The sequence below is a fragment of the Kocuria sp. CPCC 205235 genome, from assembly GCF_040980905.1.
Lineage (GTDB): Bacteria > Actinomycetota > Actinomycetes > Actinomycetales > Micrococcaceae > Kocuria > Kocuria carniphila.
In genome coordinates this window covers 120,617-144,021 of the sequence record NZ_JAVKPR010000005.1, presented here as the reverse complement: position 1 = coordinate 144,021, position 23,405 = coordinate 120,617, and the positions used below count along the sequence as shown (strand labels likewise).

Annotated in this window: 23 protein-coding genes; 21 read left to right on the top strand and 2 right to left on the bottom strand. The window is 63.1% G+C overall.

Annotation, left to right across the window (positions count from 1 at the left end; translation table 11 throughout):
* The first annotated feature begins 111 nt into the window (after positions 1–111).
* From infA to glmM, 11 genes are all read left to right on the top strand, one after another.
* Positions 112–333, top strand: coding sequence for a translation initiation factor IF-1 (gene infA, locus RF638_RS05715; RefSeq protein WP_016997072.1), 222 nt, complete (start codon positions 112–114; stop codon positions 331–333).
* Positions 334–423: 90 nt separating this feature from the next.
* Positions 424–537 (top strand): 50S ribosomal protein L36, encoded by a 114-nt coding sequence (gene rpmJ, locus RF638_RS05710; RefSeq protein WP_016997073.1) that lies wholly within the window; start codon positions 424–426, stop codon positions 535–537.
* 161 nt (positions 538–698) lie between these two features.
* On the top strand, positions 699–1,067 hold the full coding sequence (gene rpsM, locus RF638_RS05705) for a 30S ribosomal protein S13 (protein WP_095796597.1): 369 nt from the start codon (positions 699–701) through the stop codon (positions 1,065–1,067).
* Positions 1,068–1,126: 59 nt separating this feature from the next.
* Positions 1,127–1,531: a 30S ribosomal protein S11 gene (gene rpsK / locus RF638_RS05700; protein ID WP_012397714.1), complete on the top strand. Its 405-nt coding sequence runs from the start codon at positions 1,127–1,129 to the stop codon at positions 1,529–1,531.
* Positions 1,532–1,675: 144 nt separating this feature from the next.
* Positions 1,676–2,695 carry a DNA-directed RNA polymerase subunit alpha gene (locus tag RF638_RS05695; protein ID WP_095796598.1) on the top strand — a complete coding sequence of 340 codons (1,020 nt, stop codon included), beginning with the start codon at positions 1,676–1,678 and terminating at the stop codon, positions 2,693–2,695.
* A 74-nt stretch (positions 2,696–2,769) separates the two neighbouring features.
* Positions 2,770–3,531, top strand: a complete 762-nt coding sequence (rplQ, locus tag RF638_RS05690) for a 50S ribosomal protein L17 (protein ID WP_368841577.1) — start codon at positions 2,770–2,772, stop codon at positions 3,529–3,531.
* A gap of 67 nt (positions 3,532–3,598) precedes the next feature.
* The gene (locus tag RF638_RS05685) at positions 3,599–4,495 is read left to right on the top strand and encodes a tRNA pseudouridine synthase A (RefSeq protein WP_315280244.1); all 897 of its coding nucleotides are present in this window, start codon (positions 3,599–3,601) and stop codon (positions 4,493–4,495) included.
* Between the two features lie 377 nt (positions 4,496–4,872).
* Positions 4,873–5,316, top strand: coding sequence for a 50S ribosomal protein L13 (rplM, locus tag RF638_RS05680; RefSeq protein ID WP_016997080.1), 444 nt, complete (start codon positions 4,873–4,875; stop codon positions 5,314–5,316).
* 32 nt (positions 5,317–5,348) lie between these two features.
* Positions 5,349–5,876, top strand: coding sequence for a 30S ribosomal protein S9 (gene rpsI, locus RF638_RS05675; protein WP_016997081.1), 528 nt, complete (start codon positions 5,349–5,351; stop codon positions 5,874–5,876).
* Positions 5,877–6,327: 451 nt separating this feature from the next.
* Positions 6,328–7,380, top strand: a complete 1,053-nt coding sequence (ppk2, locus tag RF638_RS05670) for a polyphosphate kinase 2 (protein WP_202976221.1) — start codon at positions 6,328–6,330, stop codon at positions 7,378–7,380.
* 48 nt (positions 7,381–7,428) lie between these two features.
* Positions 7,429–8,781, top strand: a complete 1,353-nt coding sequence (gene glmM, locus RF638_RS05665) for a phosphoglucosamine mutase (protein ID WP_095796601.1) — start codon at positions 7,429–7,431, stop codon at positions 8,779–8,781.
* 87 nt (positions 8,782–8,868) lie between these two features.
* Here glmM and mscL read toward each other — a convergent pair whose 3' ends face one another.
* Together mscL and coaA are read right to left on the bottom strand one after the other, a co-directional pair.
* Positions 8,869–9,297, bottom strand: a complete 429-nt coding sequence (gene mscL, locus RF638_RS05660; RefSeq protein WP_259917262.1) for a large conductance mechanosensitive channel protein MscL — start codon at positions 9,295–9,297, stop codon at positions 8,869–8,871.
* 150 nt (positions 9,298–9,447) lie between these two features.
* Positions 9,448–10,404 carry a type I pantothenate kinase gene (gene coaA / locus RF638_RS05655; RefSeq protein WP_095796603.1) on the bottom strand — a complete coding sequence of 319 codons (957 nt, stop codon included), beginning with the start codon at positions 10,402–10,404 and terminating at the stop codon, positions 9,448–9,450.
* A 75-nt stretch (positions 10,405–10,479) separates the two neighbouring features.
* On the opposite strand from coaA, the gene glmS reads away from it, so the two are divergent.
* From glmS to RF638_RS05605, 10 genes are all read left to right on the top strand, one after another.
* Positions 10,480–12,363: a glutamine--fructose-6-phosphate transaminase (isomerizing) gene (gene glmS, locus RF638_RS05650; protein ID WP_129702105.1), complete on the top strand. Its 1,884-nt coding sequence runs from the start codon at positions 10,480–10,482 to the stop codon at positions 12,361–12,363.
* Positions 12,364–12,464: 101 nt separating this feature from the next.
* Entirely contained in the window at positions 12,465–12,836 is a 372-nt protein-coding gene (locus RF638_RS05645) for a holo-ACP synthase (RefSeq protein ID WP_095796605.1), read from the top strand.
* A complete protein-coding gene (locus RF638_RS05640; RefSeq protein ID WP_095796606.1) occupies positions 12,829–14,484 on the top strand; it encodes an NAD(P)H-hydrate epimerase in 1,656 nt (551 codons plus the stop codon). The genes RF638_RS05645 and RF638_RS05640 overlap by 8 nt, the downstream gene beginning before the upstream one ends.
* 97 nt (positions 14,485–14,581) lie before the next feature.
* Entirely contained in the window at positions 14,582–16,768 is a 2,187-nt protein-coding gene (glgX, locus tag RF638_RS05635; protein ID WP_095796607.1) for a glycogen debranching protein GlgX, read from the top strand.
* A gap of 175 nt (positions 16,769–16,943) precedes the next feature.
* Complete coding sequence (treY, locus tag RF638_RS05630; RefSeq protein ID WP_368841576.1) at positions 16,944–19,307, top strand: malto-oligosyltrehalose synthase; 2,364 nt, start codon at positions 16,944–16,946, stop codon at positions 19,305–19,307.
* 2 nt (positions 19,308–19,309) lie between these two features.
* Positions 19,310–21,130, top strand: coding sequence for a malto-oligosyltrehalose trehalohydrolase (gene treZ / locus RF638_RS05625; RefSeq protein WP_129702109.1), 1,821 nt, complete (start codon positions 19,310–19,312; stop codon positions 21,128–21,130).
* Between the two features lie 94 nt (positions 21,131–21,224).
* Positions 21,225–21,752 carry a PadR family transcriptional regulator gene (locus tag RF638_RS05620; RefSeq protein WP_095796610.1) on the top strand — a complete coding sequence of 176 codons (528 nt, stop codon included), beginning with the start codon at positions 21,225–21,227 and terminating at the stop codon, positions 21,750–21,752.
* Entirely contained in the window at positions 21,749–22,447 is a 699-nt protein-coding gene (locus tag RF638_RS05615) for an ABC transporter ATP-binding protein (protein WP_368841575.1), read from the top strand. Before RF638_RS05620 ends, RF638_RS05615 begins: the two co-directional genes overlap by 4 nt.
* Positions 22,447–22,866 carry a hypothetical protein gene (locus RF638_RS05610; RefSeq protein ID WP_368841574.1) on the top strand — a complete coding sequence of 140 codons (420 nt, stop codon included), beginning with the start codon at positions 22,447–22,449 and terminating at the stop codon, positions 22,864–22,866. Before RF638_RS05615 ends, RF638_RS05610 begins: the two co-directional genes overlap by 1 nt.
* Entirely contained in the window at positions 22,854–23,339 is a 486-nt protein-coding gene (locus tag RF638_RS05605) for an FtsX-like permease family protein (protein ID WP_368841573.1), read from the top strand. The genes RF638_RS05610 and RF638_RS05605 overlap by 13 nt, the downstream gene beginning before the upstream one ends.
* Positions 23,340–23,405: the final 66 nt, after the last annotated feature.

The following is a 23,405-nucleotide window of genomic DNA, read 5'->3' as shown; positions in this document are numbered from 1 at the left end:
CACCCCGAGCTCACGCTGCAGGGGCGCATTGTGGCTGTCGGCAATCAGCGGAGAGAGTCCTGTAAACCGTCCGGATAGATAACCGGACCCCTCGAAAAGTTAGCGGAGGATATGGCCAAGAAAGACGGAGTCATCGAGATCGAAGGCACTGTGGTCGAGGCTCTGCCCAACGCGTCGTTCCGTGTTGAGCTGAACAACGGTCACAAGGTGCTTGCCCACATCTCTGGGAAAATGCGCCAACACTACATCCGAATCCTTCCTGAGGACCGGGTCGTGGTGGAGCTGAGCCCGTATGACCTAACCCGAGGCCGGATCGTCTACCGCTACAAGTAGAAATTCGCGGCACCACGCACCGCGCGGATCGTTGTGATCTGCGGGGTGTTTGCTGCGTTATTCACCACCACTAGTACGCGAAGGAATGCGATGAAGGTCCAACCGAGCGTCAAGCAGATCTGCGACAACTGCAAGGTGATTCGCCGTAATGGCCGAGTCATGGTGATCTGCTCGAACCCCAGGCACAAGCAGCGCCAGGGCTGACGGGAGCGCTCCCGCCCACGCAAGTGGATTGACAGAACGGACACTGCAGCTAGCACCGCACGGTGCGGCAACCCCCGGCACGGAGGCCGGAGACTGAACGCAACATCTTGTTCGGGACGCAGTGTTCAAGACCTCCGGACAGTACAAGGAGAACCGCCAATATGGCTCGTCTCGCAGGCGTAGACCTCCCCCGCGAAAAGCGGCTGGAAATTGCGCTGACTTACATCTACGGCGTGGGTCGTACCCGTGCACTCGCAACCCTTGAGGCCACCGGCATCTCGGGTGACGTGCGCGTGAAGGATCTCACCGACGCTCAGCTCGTCGAGCTGCGCGACTACATCGAAGGCAACTACAAGGTCGAAGGCGATTTGCGCCGCGAGGTTGCCGCCGACATCCGCCGCAAGGTCGAAATCGGCAGCTACCAGGGTGTGCGTCACCGCCGTGGCCTTCCGGTCCACGGTCAGCGCACCAAGACCAACGCACGTACCCGCAAGGGTCCCAAGCGCACGGTCGCCGGCAAGAAGAAGTAATCGTGGTCGCCACCCAAGCCGGTGGCTGATCAACGTCGAAGATCTTTGTAGGAGAATTCATGGCTCAGAAAACTCGCGCGACGGCTGCTCGTAAGCCGCGTCGCAAGGTTAATAAGAACGTGACTCAGGGCCAGGCCCACATCAAGTCCACGTTCAACAACACCATCGTTTCCATCACCGACCCCTCCGGTGCCGTTCTGTCGTGGGCTTCCGCCGGCGGCATGGGCTTCAAGGGATCCCGTAAATCCACCCCGTTCGCCGCTCAGCAGGCCGCCGAGGCCGCAGCCAAGGGTGCTCAGGAGCACGGCATGCGCAAGGTTGACGTGTTCGTCAAAGGACCGGGTTCCGGACGTGAAACCGCTATCCGCGCACTGCAGGCCACCGGGCTCGAGGTTGGTTCCATTCAGGACGTCACCCCGTCCGCTCACAATGGTTGCCGTCCCCCCAAGCGCCGTCGCGTTTGATGCGCGCAGCGTGAGCACCGAACCCTCAGGGTTCGGTGCCCGCGCATCGACGCGGTGATCTCGCCTGATCTCCGCGCACCTCACCCCTTGTTTTCCACCACCTGCGTGCGTCATATGGCGGAGGCACGCTGAAAGGAAACATCAGTGCTCATCGCACAGCGCCCCACCCTCACCGAAGAGGTAGTGGCTGATAACCGCTCCCGGTTCGTGATCGAACCGCTCGAGCCCGGTTTCGGCTACACCCTCGGCAACTCCCTGCGCCGCACTCTCTTGTCCTCCATCCCCGGTGCCGCCGTGACCAGCATCCGCATTGACGGTGTGCTGCACGAGTTCTCCACCGTGGACGGTGTCAAGGAAGACGTCACCGAGCTGATCTTGAACATCAAGAAGCTCTCGCTCTCCTCCGAGGAGGACGAGCCCGTGACCGCGTGGCTGCGTAAGCAGGGACCCGGCGAAGTGACCGCCGCTGACATCTCGGCTCCGGCCGGTGTCGAGGTCCACAACCCGGAACTGCACATTGCCACCCTGAATTCCAAGGGCCAGCTGGAGATCGAACTGACGATCGAGCGCGGCCGCGGCTACGTTTCTGCTTCGCAGAACAAGTCAGCGGACGCCGAGATCGGTCGCGTTCCGGTCGACTCCATCTACTCCCCGGTGCTCAAGGTGACGTTCCGCGTGGAAGCCACCCGTGTGGAGCAGCGCACCGACTTCGACAAGCTCATCCTGGACGTGGAGACCAAGGAAGCCATCACCCCGCGTGATGCCGTTGCTTCCGCCGGTACCACCCTGGTCGAGTTGTTCGGTCTGGCTCGCGAGCTCAACACCACGGCTGAGGGTATCGAGATCGGCCCGTCTCCCACGGACGCTGCCGCTGCCGCTGACATGGCTCTGCCCATCGAGGATCTCGAACTGACGGTTCGTTCCTACAACTGCTTGAAGCGTGAGGGCATCCACAGCGTGGGTGAACTGGTTGCACGCTCTGAGGCAGACCTGATGGACATCCGTAACTTCGGTGCCAAGTCCATTGACGAGGTCAAGGCCAAGCTCCAGGAGCTCGGCCTGGCACTCAAGGACTCCCCGCCAGGTTATGACCTCGCCGCGCACGCAGCTTCGTTGGAGGACGAGGACGAGAACAACAACCCGTTCGACGTCGACCTCGACTGAAGTCTTACAACTTTCCCGTTTCTCACGAGGCAGCCTGCTAGCCACGCGAGAGACCGACCACCAGGAGACCTACTATGCCTACCCCTACCAAGGGACCCCGTCTCGGCGGCGGGCCTACCCACGAGCGCATGATGCTCTCGAACATGTCTCAGCAGCTGTTCGAGCACAAGCGCATCACCACCACGGTGACCAAGGCCAAGCGCCTTCGCCCGGTGGCCGAGCGTCTGATCACCTTCGCCAAGCGCGGTGACCTGGCTTCTCGCCGCCGTGTGATGCGTCAGCTCAACGACAAGTCCGTCGTGCACGAGCTGTTCACCGCCATTGCTCCGGCCATGGACGGCCGCGACGGTGGTTACACCCGTATCACCAAGATCGGTAACCGCAAGGGCGACAACGCCCCCATGGCCGTCATCGAGCTGGTCATGGAGCCCGTTGCTTCCAAGTCCACCGTTGCCGAGGCCGAGAAGGCCACCGAGAAGGCTGCTGCAGCCCCGGCTGCTCCGGTCGACACCCCGGCCGACACTACTGCCGAAGAGGTCAAGGCTCAGGAGATCCCCGCTGAAGAGCAGGCTCCCGAGACCCTTGAAGAGGCAGCTGAGGTCGCAGCCGAGAACCAGGATGCTGAGTTCGCGGGTTCGCACGCACCGTTGGAGTCCGGCGAAGCCCCCGTGGGCTTCTCCATCAAGGGCAACAAGAACTCCATGAAGTACCACGTTCCCGGCTCCCGCTGGTACTCCGGTACCACCGCCGAGATCTGGTTCGATTCCCCGGCCAACGCAGAGGCCGCTGGTTTCCAGCCGGCCGGTGGCGCTGCCGCTCAGAAGATCTCTGAGTAAGCACGTAGCTGCTTGATCGACGCCGCCGCAGGTAACCTGCGGCGGCGTCGTCGTTTTTCGGGAGGTTATGAACATGTCGGGTGAGTTGGTTCGTCTGCGGATCGATTTGGCCTACGACGGCGCTCCGTTCAGCGGGTGGGCGGCGCAGCCTTCCCTGCCCACGGTGCAGGGAGCGGTGGAGGCCGCGCTCGAGCTGGTGCTGCGCCATCCGTTGCGCACCGTGGTGGCCGGTCGCACGGATACGGGTGTGCATGCTCGCCGTCAGACCGTTCACGTGGATGTTCCGGTCGATGCGTGGGATACGGTGACGCGTGGCGCGGAGGTTGCCCCCGGGGCGGCTCTGGTGCGCAGGTTGAACGGTGCGCTCAATCGAGTGCTCGGTAAGGACCGGTCGGTTCTGGGTCTTCAACCAGCCCTCGGTGCCGTGGTGATTCACGACGCCGCTCTGGCACCCGCCGGTTTCGACGCTAGGTTCTCGGCGTTGTCGCGTAGCTATGCCTATCGCATCTCCGACGCCGCCAGCGGCCACGATCCGCTCACGCGTGGTTTTGCGTGGTGGGTCAATGAGGAGCTCGACGTCCCTGCCATGAATGCCGCAGTGACCGATCTACTGGGGCTGAACGACTTCCTGAGTTTCTGCAAGCCGCGGGAGGGCGCAACGACGATTCGCGAACTGCAATCCGCGTCGGTGGAACGGGATGCTTCGGGTCTTGTGACGGTGCGGCTGCAGGCGGACGCATTCTGCCACCACATGGTCCGCTCCGTGGTGGGCGCCGCAGCACGGGTGGGCCAGGGGCGCTACGAACAGGACTGGTTGGGGGAGCGGTTGGAGGCGCGCGTGCGCGACGCTCGCGTGTTGCTCGCACCCCCGCACGGGTTGGTTCTGGAATCCGTCGAGTACCCCGCGGATCACGAACTGGCCGCCCGTGCGGAACAGACTCGGGCCAAGCGTCCGGAGGACTGAACCCCTGGTTACCGACTGGTTGAACGCGTAGTCTCGGTAGAAGAGCACTCATCTTTGCGGCTCTGGATGACCCTCACGGGATTCTGACCGCGATAGGTGGGAGCGCGCCGTCGGCGGACGTCGTGTGTGTGGAAAAGCGGAGGATCCGTTAATTGGCGCGGATTTGAAGCTTCCGGTAACATTGATTGCTGTTGTGCGTGCCCGCCTCGGTCACGTGTACCCATAGCGGTTGCTCATGTTGCAGAGCGCAAGACCGATTGGTGCACCGGGTTGCGGGAGCGCGGATGCCGCCAGGCTCTCACCCTGGCCCCGAAGCACAGCGAAACAACCCGACACGGTCTCTCGTGTCATCAGTAGACAAACGAAGGCAGATCAACGTGCGTACGTACACTCCGAAGCCCGGTGACGTCCAGCGTCAGTGGCACGTCATCGACGCCACCGACGTAGTCCTGGGTCGTCTTGCCAGCCAGACCGCAACACTGCTGCGCGGGAAGCACAAGCCGACCTTCGCTCCCCACGTGGACATGGGCGATTTCGTCATCATCATCAACGCAGAAAAGGTCGCACTGACCGGCGCCAAGCTGGAACAGAAGCGTGCCTACCGCCACTCCGGTTACCCGGGCGGTCTCAAGTCCACCAACTACGCAGAGTTGCTGGAAAAGAACCCCACCCGTGCAGTGGAAAAGGCCATCAAGGGCATGCTGCCCAAGAACAAGCTGGCCGCTCAGCAGCTTTCCAAGCTGAAGGTCTACGCAGGCCCCGAGCACCCGCACTCGGCACAGCAGCCCAAGCCCTACGAATTCACCCAGGTCGCCCAGTAATTCGGGCCAACGAGAGCACAACAAGGAGAATCGTGGCTCAGAATACTGAAGAAGTAGAAGTTACCGAGATTGTCGAAGGTGCTGACGGCACCGAGGAGCTGAGCAGCTACACCTCGGAATCCACCGGCCCCGTCGAAGGTGGTGCCCCCGCTTCCGAGCGCGCACCCCTCACCGTTTCCGGTCAGGCTGTCGGCCGTCGCAAGCAGGCCATCGCCCGCGTGCGCCTGGTCCCCGGGTCCGGCAAGTGGATCGTCAACGGCCGCGAACTGGCCGAGTACTTCCCGAACAAGCTCCACCAGCAGGAAGTGAACGATCCATTCCGTCTGCTGGACCTCGAAGGCGCTTACGACGTGACCGCTCGCATCTCCGGTGGTGGCCCTTCGGGCCAGGCCGGTGCCATGCGTCTCGGCATCGCCCGTGCACTGAACGAGATCGACTTGGAGCACAACCGCCCGGCACTCAAGAAGGCCGGCTTCCTGACTCGTGACGCCCGCGTCATCGAGCGCAAGAAGGCAGGCCTCAAGAAGGCCCGCAAGGCTCCGCAGTACTCCAAGCGCTAATCCAGCGTTTACGAACCGGGTCCCGCATTTCGGTTTTGCCGAAGCGCGGGACCCGGCTTCGTTTAAGGCTTGGCTCCACAAGCGCTAAAACTACGCGCCCACACGTCGGACACGGCGTGGACCCGGGGTCCCTCACGTTGGCATCGTCCGACGTGCGGGGCTCGGCCGCGTTTAAAGTTCCTTTAGGGCCCTTGCAGGCATCTCATGTTTCGGTAGAGCCCTTGCGCAACTGTAGAAGGGTTCTAACGGCGCACAATGTGCGCGGCAAGGTTCTAATGGCACATATGGCGGTTTCGCGTCTCAAGTGGCCTAGCGCGTACGTGGTGGGGGAGCGGCGTCGGCGACTCGTGCCCGCGCAACCGGCCAACGCGACCCGAACAAGAAGCAAATGGGGCGTAAAATGGGACGCGGAGCACAGTGGCTCCGCACCCGAATCCACGAGAGGGCCCGGATGAGCACGCAAGCGGACCAGAACCAGAGCAAGACTTCGGCGAAGAAGGACCAGGACAAGAAGGCCGTCGCTGAGGAACTCGCCCAGGAAAAGGATGTCGTGACGAGCGAGATCGACCAGGAAGAGCACCACCGCATCTCCGTGGTCGAGGATTACGCGGCTGAGCTGGACGAGATTGCGGAACTCGGCCGCAAGCTCCACGACGATGCCGGACTGTCCCGCTCCGATGCGTGGAAGCGCGGCTACCCGTACGACGAGAAGATGAGCCGCAAGGAGTACGAGAAGACCAAGCGTGCTCTGCAGATCGAGCTCCTCAAACTTCAGCTCTGGATCAAGGAAACAGGTCAGAAGCTGCTGATCATTTTTGAAGGCCGCGATGCCGCGGGCAAGGGTGGTTCGATCAAGCGCTTCACCGAGCACCTCAACCCACGTGGTGCTCGCGTGGTGGCGCTCGAGAAGCCCACCGACATCGAGCAGACCCAGTGGTACTTCCAGCGTTACATCAAGCACCTGCCCTCCGGTGGCGAAATCGTGCTGATGGACCGTTCGTGGTACAACCGTGCCGGCGTGGAGCGCGTGATGGGTTACTGCACGTCGCAGCAGTATTACGAATTCATGCGTCAGGCCCCCGAGTTCGAGCGCATGCTGGTGAACTCAGACACCCACCTGATCAAGTTCTGGTTCTCGGTGACCCGTGCCGAGCAGTTGGCTCGTTTCCAGGCTCGTCGTACGGATCCCGTGCGTCAGTGGAAGCTGTCACCGACCGACGTGGCATCCCTGGACAAGTGGGATGACTACACGGAGGCCAAGGAAGCCATGTTCTTCTACACGGATACCGGAGACGCTCCCTGGACCGTGATCAAGTCCAACGACAAGAAGCGCGCCCGCCTGGAAGCCATGCGCCACGTCCTGTCCCAGTTCGACTACCCGAATAAGGACCACTCCGTAGTGGGCACGCCCGACCCCAAGATCGTGGGCGGTTCCAACGACGTCATGGACGACAACGGAGTCAACCCGGACGGGTTTCCGGTAGTCCGACCCGGCAACGACTAGTCGATGCGCTTCGCGGTTCTCGCGTGGCACGTCGTAGGATGACAGGCGATGTCTAGAATTTTTGGAACGGACGGCATTCGCGGACTCGCGAACGGCCTCCTCACAGCTGACCTTGCAATGGAGCTGTCTCAAGCAGCCGCGATCGTGTTGGGCCACGGGCACGCCAAGCCCGGCGTCCGACCTCGAGCCGTGGTCGCACGGGACGGTCGCGCGAGCGGCGAGTTCATCGGGGCGGCGGTCACCGCCGGTCTGGCGAGCTCCGGCGTGGACGTCTACGACGCCGGGGTGATTCCCACTCCGGCCACGGCGTACCTCGTGGCGGACATCGACGCCGATTTCGGTGTCATGATCTCCGCATCCCACAACCCCGCTCCGGACAACGGCATCAAGTTCCTTGCCCACGGGGGTAAGAAACTGCCGGACTCCATCGAGGACAAAATCCAGGAAGTCTACGAGAAGCGCGAGTTCCTGCGCCCCACGGGTGCTCAAGTCGGCCGCATCAACCGGCTCTCGGACGCCGAGGACCGCTACATCCTGCACCTGGTCGGCGCGATTCCGCAGCGTCTCGACGGTCTCACGGTGGTTCTGGACTGTGCCCACGGCGCGGCATCCGGTTCCTCGCCGGATGCCTTCCGCGACGCCGGTGCCAATATTCACGTGATCGGCGCCCAGCCGGACGGCCTCAACATCAATGACGGCGTGGGCTCCACCCACCTGGGGCCACTCAAGGAAGCGGTCATCAAGTACGGCGCGGATCTCGGCATCGCCCACGACGGCGACGCCGATCGCTGCCTGGCCGTGGACCACACCGGTACCGAGGTGGACGGCGACCAGATCATGTGCATCCTTGCAATGGCCATGAAGGACGCAGGCAAGCTCAACCAGGACACCCTGGTGGCCACGGTCATGAGCAACCTGGGTCTGCAGCTGGCACTCGAAGAGCAGGGCATCCGCCTGGAACGAGCAGCGGTGGGTGACCGGTACGTCCTGGAATCCATGGTCGCCAACGGTTACAACCTGGGTGGCGAGCAGTCGGGTCACGTGATCATGGCCGATTACGCCACGACCGGTGACGGTCTGCTGACCGGCCTGATGTTGGCTTCACGCGTTGCGCAGACCGGAATGCCGCTGTCCGAATTGGCTTCCGTCATGACCCGCATGCCACAGACGATGATCAATGTGGCCAACGTGGACAAGGCCGCTGCCAAGACTCACCCCGAGGTGCTCGCCGCAGTGGCGGAGACCGAGGAGCGCCTTGGCGGAGAAGGGCGTGTCCTATTGCGCCCGTCCGGTACCGAACCGGTGGTGCGCGTCATGGTCGAGGCCGCCAGTCACGAGCAGGCCCGACATGAAGCCGAGGCACTAGTGAAGATCGTGGAGCAGCACCTTCGCCTGAGCTGATCCGGTTCCGGTTCGCTTCTTTACTACTGAGGCCCCGCTTCCTTCTGGAAGCGGGGCCTCAGTAGTAGTCGGGATAGTTGGAAAGAATTACAGGGTCTTGGAACCGGGGCCGTCCACGGTGCCGCCCTTACCGGCGACCAGTGCGTCGCGGATTTCAGTGAGCAGCAGGGTGTTGGGATCGGCTTCCTCGGCGGCCGGGTCGATGCCGAGGCGACGGTTGCGAGCCTCGATCATCTTGTTCATCGGCAGGACGATGGCGAAGTAGACAGCGGCTGCGATCAGCAGGAAGTTGACGATGGCGGTCAGCAGGACACCGAACTTGATGTCGTTGCCGTTGAAGGTGACCAGCGCGAAATTGTCGAAGTTGGGAGAGCCCACAATGCCGGAGATGGCGGGCATGAGGACGGATTCAACCAGAGCGTTGACGATCTGGCCGAAGGCAGCGCCGATGATGACGGCGACGGCAAGGTCGAGGACATTGCCCTTCATGATGAATCCTTTGAAACCATTAAGCATGGCGATAGATTACCCAGACCGCTGGCCAACAGGAAACAAAAAAGAGCAAAGTTATCCAACATCACACTTAAATTAGAAAGCTACCTTGCTAATTCCCGCATTATTGGTATACGCACTAGTGACAAGTCATGAATTAGTCATCGAAAGGTATCAATTCTTTCGAAGTAGCACGCGTCTGGTCTTGTGATCTTGGTCCTTGGAAAGTATGAGTCGCGCCCGTCCCCGGGTAGGGCGAACATTCTGTTCCAAGTTGGGTTCGTTGATGCGTCGCCAGATATCCGTGGCCACTTCTACGGCCTCGGCGTCCGTGAGGTTGGCGTAGCGGTGGAAGTAGGACTGAGGATTCGCGAACGCTGAGCTGCGCAACGCCTGGAATCGCTCAACGTACCAGTGCTCGATGTCACTGGTGCGTGCGTCCACGTAAATACTGAAGTCGAAGAAGTCGCTCAGTGCCAAGGCCGCACGGTTTCCCGGGCTCAGCTTGGCGGGCGCGAGCACGTTCAGGCCTTCCACGATCACGACGTCGGGTTTGGTCACCACGATCTCCTCGTCCGGGAGGATGTCGTAGGTGGTGTGTGAGTATTTGGGCGCCCGCACCTCGGGTGCGCCGGATTTGATCTCGGACATGAAACGCAACAGCGCACGGCGATCGTAGGACTCCGGGAACCCCTTGCGATCCATGAGCCCGCGACGGACCAGCTCCGCATTCGGGTAGAGGAACCCGTCCGTGGTAACCAATTGGACGTTGGGGGTGGACGGCCAGCGCGAGAGCATTTCACGCAACAAGCGCGCAGTCGTCGATTTACCGGCCGCCACGGAACCCGCGATGCCAATGACGAAAGGGGTTCGTGCGTGATCCTCACCCAGGAAGGCGTTGGTCTCCGAGTTGAGGTGATTCGCGGAGGCGTCATAGAGCGTGAGCAAACGGGAAAGGGGGAGGTAGACCTCACGCACCTCATCCACATCCAGGCGGTCACCAAGACCGCGCAGGTTCTCGATTTCCTGCGCGGTAAGGGGCACGTCTATTTCGTGCGACAAGCGCGACCACGTCTGTCGGTCCAGCTCCACAAACGGGGATGCGCGATGAGTCAGTGACTGTGTGCTCATGTTCAGACCAGTCTATGGCCGGTGGTGTGGCAGGTAACAGCAGTGACGCGGGTGGTTTCCGGTAGAGTTCTCCGCATGTGTGGAATTGTGGGCTATGTAGGATCCCCGGACGTCAAAGCCGGTGGACACAACGCGTTGGACGTGATTCTCGAGGGTTTGCGTCGCCTCGAATACCGTGGATATGACTCCGCCGGCGTCGCTGTCATCGCGGACGGCAAAGTGGATTACCGCAAGAAGGCTGGCAAGCTGACCAACCTTCTGGCCGAGCTGGAGGCCGATCCGCTGCCGGATTCCCAGATCGGCATCGGTCATACCCGGTGGGCCACCCACGGTGGACCGTCGGACGTCAACGCGCACCCGCACGTGGTGGACGGCGGCAAGCTCGCCATGATCCACAACGGCATCATCGAGAACTTCAATGAAATCAAGCGTGAGCTGGCCGCCGAGGGCGAGACTTTCGTGTCCGAGACCGACACCGAGGTCGCCGCGGTGCTGTTGGCTCGCACCTACAACGCGCAGCCCGCCGACTCCAAGGACCTGACCGTGGCCATGCAGGACACGAGCCGTCGTCTGGAAGGCGCGTTCACCCTGCTGGCTGTGCATGCCGATCACCCGGACCGCGTGGTGGCATCCCGCCGTAACTCCCCGTTGGTCATCGGCCTGGGCGAGGGCGAGAACTTCCTGGGCTCTGACGTCTCCGGTTTCATCGACTACACCAAGAAGGCTGTGGAGATGGGGCAGGACCAAATCGTCACCATCACCGCCGATGACTACAAGATCGTGGACTTCAACGGCAACCCGGCGGAGGGTAAGCCCTTTGACATCAAATGGGATGCCGCCGCAGCGGAGAAGGACGGCTACCCGTCCTTCATGGAGAAGGAGATCCACGATCAGCCTTCCGCCGTGGAGCAGACCCTGTTGGGCCGCCTGGACGAGTCCGGTCGCTTGACCCTGGACGAAATCAAGATTGACGAAACCGTTCTGCGCTCGATCGACAAGATCGTGGTGATCGCCTGCGGCACGGCGTCCTACGCCGGTCAGGTCGCTCGTTACGCCATTGAGCACTGGTGCCGGATTCCCACCGAAGTGGAATTGGCCCACGAGTTCCGTTACCGCGACCCCATTGTCAATGAGAAGACCCTGGTCGTGGCCGTGTCCCAGTCCGGAGAGACCATGGATACCCTCATGGCCGTGCGGCACGCGCAGGAACAGGGCGCCAAGGTGGTTGCCATTTGCAACACCAACGGTTCCACGATTCCCCGCGAAGCGGACGCCGTGCTCTACACGCACGCCGGTCCCGAGATCGCAGTGGCCTCCACCAAGGCGTTCCTTGCGCAGATCACCGCGGCCTACTTGTTAGGGCTGTACCTGGCACAGCTGCGCGGCAACAAGTTCAAGGACGAGATCGCCACCATGCTGACCGAGCTGGAGGCCATGCCCGCCAAGATCCAGCGCGTGCTCGACGAGATCGAGGGCGACGTCAAGGATCTGGCACAGGCCATGAAGGACGCGTCGTCCGTGCTGTTCCTGGGCCGTCACGTGGGATTCCCCGTGGCCATGGAGGGTGCGCTCAAGCTCAAGGAGATTGCGTACATTCACGCCGAGGGCTTTGCCGCCGGTGAACTCAAGCACGGCCCCATCGCTCTGATCGATGAGGGCCAGCCCGTGTTCGTGATCGTTCCCTCTCCCAAGGGCCGCGATTCGCTGCACGCCAAGGTGGTCTCCAACATTCAGGAGATCCGCGCTCGCGGTGCCGTGACGATCGTGATTGCGGAAGAAGGTGACGAGGCCGTCAAGGACTTCGCCAATCACATCTTCTACGTGCCCGAGGCACCCACGCTGCTCCAGCCGTTGCTGGCCACCGTGCCGTTGCAGATTTTCGCTGCGGAGCTTTCCACGGCCAAGGGCTACGACGTGGACCAGCCGCGTAACCTCGCCAAGTCCGTGACCGTCGAGTAAGACTCTCGTCCCACGCATCGCCGACGGCGGGTGCCCACCGAATTTTCGGTGGGCACCCGCCGTCGTTATTCGTGTCCGCACCCGCGGGTAGGCTGGCGGGCATGATCGTGGGAACGGGCGTGGACATCGTGGACGTGGAACGGTTCAAGAGGCAGCTGGAGCGGACGCCTCGGTTGCGGGAACGCTTGTTCGTGGAACACGAGCGCGACCTTTCCCTGAACTCGCTCGCCGCGCGGTTCGCCGTCAAGGAAGCCGCGGCCAAGGCGCTGCTGGCTCCGCCCGGAATGATCTGGCAGGACTGCTGGATCACCAATGACGAACACGGTGCGCCCCGTTTACACACCACGGGTACGGTGGCAGAAGTGGCCGAACGCCGGGGCGTGGAGTCGTGGCACGTGACGATTTCCCATGACGGCGGGATGGCCGTGGCATTCGTTGTGGCCGAAGGATCGGGAGGTCCCAGAAGTGATTGACGCATACACCGGCGCCAGCGTACGCGCTGCCGAACAACCCCTGCTCGATGCGGGGTACGGGGACATCCTGATGCGCCGAGCCGCACTGGGGCTGTCCCGGGTCTGCGAAACACATCTACGCCGCGCCAATCGCAAGGGCTTGCTGTCTGGCACCACAGCCATCATCCTGGTGGGCTCCGGCAACAACGGTGGAGACGGTTTATGGGCGGGATCGTTCCTACGCCGTGCGGGCGTGATGGTGACTGCAATTCTGACCGGGTCCAAGGCTCATCCGCAGGGGCTCAAGGCACTGCGCGCGCTGGGCGGATCCGTGGTTCGACTCGAAGGGCAGGACGAGGCAAGCGACCCGAATGCGGAGCCCGATGCATCGATCGCCGGATTTCACACCGTGGATCGTGGTCAGGCCCTGTCCAAACTGACGTCCGCGCACCTCGTGGTTGACGCCGTGCTCGGCACCGGCGCCTCGGGCGGCCTGCGGGGCGAGGTCGCTGCACTCGTTCAGGATTTCAACGCCTTTCAACGCACCAGCCCCACGGGTCCTCGCATCGTCGCGTGCGACGTGGTGTCCGGTGTGGATGCCGATACCGGGGAGGCTCCCGAGCCGGTGTTGAAGGCTCACGCCACCGTGACGTTCGGCGCGGCCAAGGTGGCCCACGTGGTGGCTCCGGGGGAGCAGGTCTCCGGTCAGCTGACGGTCATACCCATTGGGATTGAGGAGCGCTTGGAAGACCCCTCGGTCTTCCGGCTCGAAGCCAGGGACATTCTCAAGGCTTGGCCCCGTCCCACTCCCACGGACACCAAGTACACGCGCGGGGTGCTGGGTGTGGTGGCGGGTACCCCGAGTTATCCGGGTGCAGCCATCATGTCCACCAACGCCGCGGTGAACTCCGGCGCGGGCATGATTCGTTTCCTGGGTGACGCCACCACCCGCGGCATGGTGTTGGCCCAGAGCCCCGAGGTTGTGTGTTCGGACGATCAGCCCTGGGACGTGCACGTCCAGGCATGGCTGGCGGGACCCGGTGTCGCGGACGATGAAAGCCAATCCGCACGCGTTCAGGCCGTGATCGAGTCCCCGGAGCCCGCCGTTCTCGATGCCGGTGCCCTCACCCCAGCGGCACAGGCTGTCGCGGACGGGCGGCTCGGGGCTCAGAAGATTCTGACCCCGCATGCGGGGGAATTGGAGCAGGTCTTCGAATGGCTCAAAGGGTTCGGTGTCACGGATGATGCCCCGGACCGCGACCGCATCGAAGCAGCACCCGTTCATTGGGCACGCGAGGCGGCGCGGCTGACCGGTGCCACGGTTCTTCTCAAGGGCGCCACCACCATCATCGCGTCACCCGGCTCCGACGAGGACGGGGTCGAGCAAGTGTGCTTGAGCATCGGGCAAGCCAGTCCATGGCTGGCCACTGCGGGTTCGGGCGACACGCTCGCCGGAATTCTGGGCACCGTGGTGGCTCACGTGGCCGAGCACCCGGATGCCCTCCGCAACCTGGGCGCGTGGGCCCGCGAGGACGGCCGTTGGGCCGCCGCAGCCGCCCTCGGAGCCGGTGTGCACGCGCTCGCCTCGCGCGTGGACGGAGAGGGCCCGGTGCCTCCCACGGTGTTGGCGGCCAACGTGCGCAAGGTATTACGCACAACGCGACAGTAAGTACCCGCTATTCTTGGGTGTTGGCCAATGACGTCCCAACGCGCCCGCGCGTACGCAACGTCGTTCGCCATGACATCAATCTCTAGGAGACAACCCCATGGAAGTTTGGCCCGGTCACGCCTATCCGTTAGGCGCCACGTTCGACGGCACAGGCACCAATTTCGCCCTCTTCTCGGAAGTGGCCGAAAAAGTGGAGCTGTGCCTGTTCGACGAGGACGGCCAGGAAACCCGCGTGGACGTCACCGCCGTGGACAGCTACGTGTGGCACTGCTACCTCCCCCAGGTGCAGCCCGGTCAGCGCTACGGCTATCGCGTGCACGGCCCGTGGGATCCTTCCCAGGGTCTGCGCTGCAATCCCAACAAATTGTTGCTCGACCCTTATGCCAAGGCCGTCGAAGGCGGCATGGACTGGGACGAGTCCATGTTCTCTTACCACTTTGGCGATGAGGACTCCTACAACGATCAGGACTCCGCCGAGCACATGATGAAGGGCGTGGTGATCAACCCGTTCTTCGACTGGGAGGGTGACCGCACCCCGCACACCCCGTACCACAAGTCCGTGATCTACGAAGCCCACGTCAAGGGCCTGACCATGCAGCACCCGGACGTTCCGGATGAGCAGCGCGGCACGTACGCGGGCGTGGCACACCCCTCGGTCATCGAACACCTGCAGAAGCTCGGCGTGACCGCCATTGAGCTCATGCCCGTGCACCAGTTCGTGCAGGACTCCACGCTGTTGGATCAGGGTCTGCGTAACTACTGGGGTTACAACACCATTGCGTTCTTCGCCCCCCACAACGAGTACAGCTCGGCCTCTCACCTGGGCAGCCAGGTGCAGGAGTTCAAGGCCATGGTGCGCGCACTGCACCAGGCCGACATCGAAGTGATCCTGGACGTGGTCTACAACCACACCGCCGAGGGCAACCACATGGGTCCCACGCTGTCCATGAAGGGCATCGACAACAACGCGTACTACCGCACCGTTGACGACGACCACAAGTTCTACATGGACTACACCGGCACCGGTAACTCCTTGAACGTGCGCCACCCGCACTCGTTGCAGCTGATCATGGATTCGCTGCGTTACTGGGTGACCGAGATGCACGTGGACGGTTTCCGCTTCGACCTGGCCGCGACCCTGGCCCGTGAGTTCTACGATGTGGACAAGCTCTCCACGTTCTTCGAGCTCGTGCAGCAGGACCCGATTGTTTCGCAGGTCAAGCTCATTGCCGAGCCGTGGGACATCGGCCCCGGCGGCTACCAGGTGGGTAACTTCCCGCCGCAGTGGACCGAGTGGAACGGTAAGTACCGCGACACCGTGCGTGACTTCTGGCGCGGTGAGCCCGCAACCCTGGGCGAGTTCGCCTCCCGTATCACCGGTTCCGCGGATCTTTACGAGAACAGTGGCCGCCGTCCGTTCGCGTCCGTCAACTTTGTGACCGCTCACGATGGCTTCACACTGCGCGATCTCGTGTCCTACAACGAGAAGCACAACGATGCCAACGGCGAGGGCAACAATGACGGCGAGTCCCACAACCGTTCCTGGAATTGCGGTGAGGAGGGCCCCACGGACGATCCCAATGTCTTGGCCTTGCGCGCCCGCCAGCAGCGCAACTTCCTGACCACGTTGCTGTTGTCCCAGGGCACGCCCATGCTGCTGCACGGCGACGAGCTGGGCCGCACTCAGGACGGCAACAACAACACGTACTGTCAGGACAACGAGCTGTCATGGATCAACTGGGAGCGCATGGACGGCCCGTTGATCGAGTTCACCGCAGCGATCACGCACCTGCGCCAGAACCACCCCACGTTCCGCCGTTCGCAGTTCTTCGACGGTCGCCCCGTGGACATGGGTGAGCGCTCGGACGAAGATCCCATGCCGGACATTGCGTGGCTCAACGCTGACGGCACCCCCATGGTGCCGAAGGACTGGGACGAACCGCTGACCCGCTCCATGGGTATGTGGCTCAACGGTCAGGGCATTGCGGGCGAGGATATGCGCGGCCGCCAGATCGTGGACGTCAACTTCATCGTCTACTTCAACTCGGCTCCCGAGGAAGTAGAGTTCACGTTGCCCGCAGCCAACTACGGCGAGAAGTGGGAAGAGATCCTGGACACGGCCGGCGAGCACGGTGACGGCGAGATCCGTGATCACTCCACGCAGATCACGCTGGCCGGTAAGTCCACCGTGGTCCTGCGCGCGTGGGAAGCTCCCGAGGAAGAGCCGGACGCGTCCGTGGCCGCTTCGGTGGCCGCTTACGCCCAAGCACCCCAGGCTCAGTAGCAATTCGCAGAGTGAGCGCGCCCTGACCGAGGGCGCGCCGGACACAACCGCCGACGCCGCCCGGTACCGGGCGGCGTCGGCGGTTGCGTTAACGGTCGCGCACCGTGTCCACGACTCGTTCTCGCTCGTGGCGGAGTGGCTGGCATTGCGGGGCGTGAGCGACAAGACTGGAAGGGTGCTGACTCCCACCTCAACGTACCGGTTGCAAATCACCTCACAGCAGGACCTGTTCCGCGCGGCGGAACTCGTCCCGTACTTGAAGCGCCTGGGCGCGGATTGGGTCTATCTTTCGCCCATCCTGCGTGCCACGAGCGGCTCGGATCACGGTTACGACGTAACCGATCCGACCGAAATCGATCCCGAACGCGGGGGAGCGGATGGCCTGGCCGCGCTCTCGGCGGCCGCCCGAGACGCCGGAATGGGCGTGGTGGTGGACATCGTTCCCAATCACCAGGGTGTGGCCGTACCGCAGGAGAACCCGTGGTGGTGGTCGCTGCTCAAGGACGGCAAGAACAGCCCGCACGCTGATTCCTTCGACGTGGCTTGGGACGCAGGTCATGGCAAGCTCCTGATTCCGGTGCTCGGCGACGGCGATGACGAACTCGCCGCGCTGACCGTCGAGGACGGCGCCCTGCGTTATTACGAGAACGTGTACCCGCTGGCGGAGGGCAGCTATCAAGAGGGCGATTCGCCGCAGGAAGCGCACGCCAAGCAGAACTACGAACTGGTGAACTGGCGCCGCGGTGATTCGGAGCTGAATTACCGCCGGTTCTTCACGGTCACCACGCTGGCCGGCGTGCGCGTGGAAGACCAGAAGGTATTTGACGAGTCCCACGTGGAGGTGCGCCGCTGGTTCGACGAGAAGCTCGTGGACGGCCTGCGTATCGACCACCCGGACGGCGTGCGCGACCCCGAGGACTACCTCGAGAAGCTCGCGGATGTCACCGGCGGTGCCTGGACGACGGTCGAGAAGATCCTGGAACCCGGAGAGTCGCTGCCGCAGCAGTGGAAGACCGCGGGCACCACGGGCTACGACTCGCTCGGCTGGATCGACCGCGTGCTGACCAACCCGGAGGGCCACTACGAGTTGGCCTCCCTGGACACCAAGCTGCGCGAAGGCGACCCCGTGCGGTGGGAAGAACTGATCCACGACACCAAGCGCCGCATGGCCGATGTGGGTCTGGCCGCCGAGGTGCACCGACTGGTGCGCAACCTCCCCGAGAACTTCGGACATTCGGACGAACAGGCCTACGACGGCCTCGCGGAAATCCTCGCGAACTTCCCGGTGTACCGCACCTACTTGCCGTTCGGCGTCGACTATCAACGCGAAGCCGTGGCTGCCGCGAAGAAGGCCCGCCCGGAACTGAGCGCCGTGATCGACGATCTCGCCGCAGTGTTGGGTGACGCAGCGGCGTCGGTGGAGGAAATGACCGAGGTTGCAAAGCGTTTCCAGCAGACCTCCGGCATGATCATGGCCAAGGGCGTGGAGGACACCGCGTTCTACCGGTTCACCAAACTGACGTCCCTGACGGAAGTGGGCGGTGATCCCTCCGTGTTCTCACTGACACCAGCCGAATTCCACGAGCTGGCCGCGCAGCGGCAGCGGGAATCCCCGGACACCATGAATGCTCTGACCACGCACGACACCAAGCGCTCGGCCTCGGTCCGCGCTCGTATCACGGTGCTGTCCGAATCGGCCAAGGCCTGGTCCGAGGTGCTCGCCACCTTGTACTCGCGAGCCCGCGACGCGGGGATTTCCCTGCAGGACGGCCCGGCAATCAACCTTGTACTGCAGGCCATCGTGGGTGCGTGGCCGCTCGAGCGTGACCGTGCGATGGACTACGCGATGAAGGCCGTGCGTGAAGCTTCCGTGGCCACGGCGTGGGTGGATGGTGACGAGGAGTTCGAGAAGGAACTGACCCGCTTCATCGATTTCGTCTTCACCAACCCGCGAGCCAGGGGCATCGTGGAGGGTTTCGTGGAGCGCGCCACCGCCCCGGGCTGGTCCAACGGCATGGCGGCGACCGCCCTGCAGTTGACCCTGCCGGGCGTGCCGGACGTGTACCAGGGACAGGAGCTGTGGGAGCCGTCCCTGGTGGACCCGGACAACCGGCGTCCCGTGGACTTCGAAGTTCGCGATGAATTGCTCACCGCTCTGGACTCAGGACTTCCGGGTACTGACGGCGGCTCGCCGTCGGTGGACGAGACCGGTGCCGCCCGCATGCTGCTGACCTCCCGGGCGCTGCGACTGCGCCGTGAACACCCCGAGTTGTTCACCGGCTACGAACCGCTCAAGATCACTGGTGCCCTGGCCGATCACGCGTTGGGTTTCGACCGCGGAGGCGCGGCCACCGTGGTGACGCGCTTCCCCGTGGGTCTGACCAAGGCCGGCGGTTGGACGGACGAAACTGTGAACCTGAGCGACGGCGATTGGGAAGACATCCTGACCCGCCGCACCTTTACCTCGACCGGCGGCGTACAGCTCGCCGAACTCCTTGACATCTATCCCGTGGCGTTGCTGCGCCGAAAGGACCGCTGAGCATGACCAACGATCATCGTTTCGACGTGTGGGCACCCCACGCCCGCGAAGTCACCGTCCGCGTGGAGGGCGTCGACCACCCCATGGAGGGCTTGGCCGAGCGACCCGGGTGGTGGACGCTCGCGGAAGGTGAGCAGGCGGCGTCGGGAACCGTGCGTTACGGCTACTTGCTGACCAAGGTCTTCGACGAGGGCACGGACAAGGAACGCACCTCTGTCTCCGACGTGCTGCCGGATCCGCGCTCGCGGCGCCAGCCGCAGGGTGTGCACGATCTGTCCTGCACCTTTGATCCGGAGGAATTCCAGTGGAGCGACGCAGCCTGGCGGCCTCCGTTGCTCAAGGATTCCGTGCTGTACGAACTGCACCCGGGCACGTTCACACCCGAGGGCACGCTGGACTCGGCCATCGAGAAGCTCGACTACCTGGCGGACCTGGGCGTGGATTACGTAGAGCTCTTGCCGGTCAACGGCTTCAACGGCGACCACAACTGGGGCTATGACGGGGTGGCCTGGTACACCGTGGACGAATCCTACGGTGGCCCCGAGGCTTATCAGCGCTTCGTAGATGCCTGCCATGCCAAGGGAATCGGTGTGATCCAGGACGTGGTCTACAACCACCTGGGTCCCAGCGGTAACTATCTGCCGTTGTTCGCAGATTACTTCAAGCCTGGTGCCTCCAGCTGGGGTGACCTGATCAACCTGGACGACTGGGGCTCGGACGGGGTGCGCGAATACATCCTGGACAACGTGACCATGTGGCTGCGCGAGTATCACGTGGACGGATTCCGCCTGGATGCCGTGCACGCGCTCGCGGACACCCGCGCCAAGCACATCCTGCAGGAAATTGCCGAACGAGTGGCCGAAGAATCCGAGCGCACGGGTAAAGGCCAGTTCACGATTGCGGAATCAGACCTCAACGATCCGCGCATGATCATCCCCGCCGAGGAACACGGGCAGGGCATGGATGCTCAGTGGCTGGACGATGTGCACCACGCCGCTCACGTGGCCTTCACGGGGGAGAACCACGGGTACTACGGGGACTTCGATTCCCTGCACGCCCTGGAGAAGACCATGCACACCGCGTACTTCCACAACGGGACGTACTCCACGTTCCGCGGGCGTTCGCACGGTCGGGAAATCAACCCGTCCGAGGTGTCCCCGTGGCAGTTCGTCACGTTCCTGCAGAACCACGACCAGGTGGGCAATCGCGCGGCCGGTGACCGGATGAACCACACCATGAGCGTTGACCGTGCACTGTGCGCAGCCACATGGCTGATGACCCAGCCGTTCACGCCCATGCTATTCATGGGCGAGGAATTCGGCGCGAGCACACCGTGGCAGTTCTTCACGGCTCACCCCGAACCGGAGCTGGGTAAGGCTGTGGCCGAGGGCCGTAAGGCTGAGTTCGCGGCCATGGCATGGGACCACGCGTCCGTGCCGGATCCGCAGGACCCGCAGACCTTCGAGCGCTCCAAGCTCAAGTGGGACGAGGTGCACCAGGGCGATCACGAACGGATCTTCACCGCCTATCGCGACCTGATCGCGCTGCGCCGCAACACCCCCGAGCTGACCAACCAGGACTGGGCCACCATGGCCACCCAGGCCAATGACGACGAGCAGTGGTTCGTGTTCAAGCGCATGAGCGAACCCGAATCAGAGCACGGTGTGGTCACCGCGATCAACCTGTCCGACCAGGAACGCGAGCTGCCCCTCATGGGTGGTGACGCGCCCCAGGTGCTGTTTGCGAGCGGCGTCGAGCCCGGGCTGGACACCCCCGGAAAGGTCACGCTGGCGCCCAACACCGCTGCCGTGCTGCGCGTCTGAGCAGGGCTAAAGCCGCGGCGACCGGAATCGACGGATTCCTGGTTGTCGCGGCTTTGCTCTTGTCAGCTATACACCGAGTGTATAGATTTCGGACATGAACAACACTCTGACCCTCTTGGGCCTGATCGCGCGGGAACCGAGCTATGGGTACGACCTGAAATACGAGTACGACCGGTACTTCGGGTCGCAGAAACCACTGGCGTTCGGGCAGGTGTATGCCACGTTGGCGCGGATGATCCGGGACGAGTTGATTGAGATGCTCGGGGAGGAATCCGGCGCTGGGCCCGACCGCAAAAAGTATCAGATCACGGGTGCGGGGCAGCAGAAGGTCGAATCGTGGTTGTTCACCCCGCAGATGCCGGCGGCCACGTTGCAGAGCGATCTGTTCGCCAAGATCGTGGTGGCGTTATTGATTGGCGACGACGCTCGGCGACTTCTCGAGCTGCAGCGCCAGGAACACATGAGTCGGATGCGAGACATGACTCGGCTCAAGCGAGAAGGTGACCTGCTGCAGGTCCTGATGTGCGATCACGGGTTATTCCACATCGAGGCGGATCTGCGGTGGATCGAATTGACCGAAGCCCGATTGGATCAGCTCAAGACCACGCTGGTGCAGTCATGAACAACTTGTCTGCTCCCGTGTTGGAGGTGCAGGGAGTTCACAAATCATTCGGAGCAACCCCTGCGTTGCGGGGCATCGATCTGAGTGTCTCGCGCGGAGAGGTGCTCGCCGTGATGGGGCCCTCGGGGTCGGGCAAATCGACGTTGCTGCACTGCATGGCGGGAGTCTTTACGCCTGACATCGGCGCCATTACGTACCGCCCCGATGCTTCGGATGCGCGATCGGTGGGGATCAACGAGCTGGGCGAGACAGAGCGTTCTCGGTTGAGGCTTGAGGATTTCGGTTTCGTATTCCAGTACGGACAATTGCTGCCCGAGCTCACCGCGTTGGATAACGTGGCGCTTCCGCTGTTGATGCTTGGCGTCCGACGGAAAGAAGGGTTGGAACGGGCATCAGTATTTCTCGAGAAGCTCGGCATCTCGGATCTGGGTGACTCGCGCGTGGAAGGTCTCTCCGGTGGTCAGGCTCAACGGGTCGCGGTATCCAGGGCTCTGGTTACCGAACCTGCGATTTTATTCGCGGACGAGCCTACGGGTTCATTGGATTCGTTGACTTCCGAAACTGTGCTGACGCTCATGCTTGAGCTCGTGCAGTCATCCGGAACCACCCTGGTGAAGATCACTCATGATCCTCGGGTTGCGGCCTATGCGGACCGCGATGTCGTGGTGCGCGACGGCCGAATCGGTGACCGGTGATGTTCGCCAGCGCTCGGTCCGTGCTGCACCTGACGTTGTTGAGCGCGCGATTCTCGGTTGGGCGGTTGGTTGGCATCACTGTGGGCGTTGCCTTGGGAACCGCTCTGATTCTGTTGCTGGCCGGCGCCGCACAGGGGCTGAATGAAAGGGACCACAGGGCCGCGTGGCTTCGAGAAGAGGGCAGGCCAGCATTCGAGGTGCCGCTTGCCGAGGACGGGGTGTCCACGGCGGGCGATCCCATCCCCATTCCGCTGACCTCTGATTCGATTCTGGTTGACCGAGTCGACGACGTATTCCGGGACCGGATCATCCAGCACCGCGCGGTGGCGGCCACGCCTGATTCCACGGTCGAGATCCCGGGGTGGGTACGGCGCCTGAGCCGGGGACGTACTACGCCTCACCCGCCATGCATGAGTTGATCCAGTCGACCGATCGAGATCAGCTGGGTGACCGGTACGGCAGGTACGCCGGTGCTATAAGCGAGTCGGCACTGGCGGGACCGGACTCCCTGGTGATCGTGTCCGGGGTGTCGGAGAGTGAGCTCAGGGGTCCGTCCTCCGCGACGGCCATGGTCTCAGAGTTCACGGATCAGCCGTACGGCGGCAGCGCCACCGCGTACCGGACGCTGATCGTCATGGGAGCCATTGCGGTGCTCTTTCCCGTCTTGCTTCTCATCAATATCAGCACGCAGTGGGGTGCGACGGTTCGATCCGAACGGTTGGGGGTGCTGCGGCTCATGGGTGCAGCGCCGCGAGTTATTCTTTCAGTTGCCGCTGCGGAGGCGTTCGTGACCTCACTGGCGGGGGCATTGATCGGTTTGGTGCTGGCCAGCATGCTTCGACCGGTGGCGACCTCCCTTGAGGTGGGGGGAATCGCGACTGTTCCTGGATGACCTGGCACTGAGCGGGTGGGTGTCAGCGGGCATCGTGACCTTGGTGGTTGTGCTCGCGACATTTCT

Coding starts and splice junctions, on each gene's coding strand:
- RF638_RS05610 (WP_368841574.1), top strand. CDS start 22,447: ATGTTCGCCAGCGCTCGGTCCGTGCTGCACCTGACGTTGTTGAGCGCG.
- ppk2 (WP_202976221.1), top strand. CDS start 6,328: ATGAGCACGCAAGCGGACCAGAACCAGAGCAAGACTTCGGCGAAGAAG.
- glmS (WP_129702105.1), top strand. CDS start 10,480: ATGTGTGGAATTGTGGGCTATGTAGGATCCCCGGACGTCAAAGCCGGT.
- RF638_RS05685 (WP_315280244.1), top strand. CDS start 3,599: ATGAACATGTCGGGTGAGTTGGTTCGTCTGCGGATCGATTTGGCCTAC.
- mscL (WP_259917262.1), bottom strand. CDS start 9,297: ATGCTTAATGGTTTCAAAGGATTCATCATGAAGGGCAATGTCCTCGAC.
- rpsM (WP_095796597.1), top strand. CDS start 699: ATGGCTCGTCTCGCAGGCGTAGACCTCCCCCGCGAAAAGCGGCTGGAA.
- RF638_RS05620 (WP_095796610.1), top strand. CDS start 21,225: ATGAACAACACTCTGACCCTCTTGGGCCTGATCGCGCGGGAACCGAGC.
- rplQ (WP_368841577.1), top strand. CDS start 2,770: ATGCCTACCCCTACCAAGGGACCCCGTCTCGGCGGCGGGCCTACCCAC.
- rpsK (WP_012397714.1), top strand. CDS start 1,127: ATGGCTCAGAAAACTCGCGCGACGGCTGCTCGTAAGCCGCGTCGCAAG.
- treZ (WP_129702109.1), top strand. CDS start 19,310: ATGACCAACGATCATCGTTTCGACGTGTGGGCACCCCACGCCCGCGAA.
- rpmJ (WP_016997073.1), top strand. CDS start 424: ATGAAGGTCCAACCGAGCGTCAAGCAGATCTGCGACAACTGCAAGGTG.
- glmM (WP_095796601.1), top strand. CDS start 7,429: ATGTCTAGAATTTTTGGAACGGACGGCATTCGCGGACTCGCGAACGGC.
- RF638_RS05645 (WP_095796605.1), top strand. CDS start 12,465: ATGATCGTGGGAACGGGCGTGGACATCGTGGACGTGGAACGGTTCAAG.
- coaA (WP_095796603.1), bottom strand. CDS start 10,404: ATGAGCACACAGTCACTGACTCATCGCGCATCCCCGTTTGTGGAGCTG.
- infA (WP_016997072.1), top strand. CDS start 112: ATGGCCAAGAAAGACGGAGTCATCGAGATCGAAGGCACTGTGGTCGAG.
- RF638_RS05605 (WP_368841573.1), top strand. CDS start 22,854: ATGCATGAGTTGATCCAGTCGACCGATCGAGATCAGCTGGGTGACCGG.
- RF638_RS05615 (WP_368841575.1), top strand. CDS start 21,749: ATGAACAACTTGTCTGCTCCCGTGTTGGAGGTGCAGGGAGTTCACAAA.
- glgX (WP_095796607.1), top strand. CDS start 14,582: ATGGAAGTTTGGCCCGGTCACGCCTATCCGTTAGGCGCCACGTTCGAC.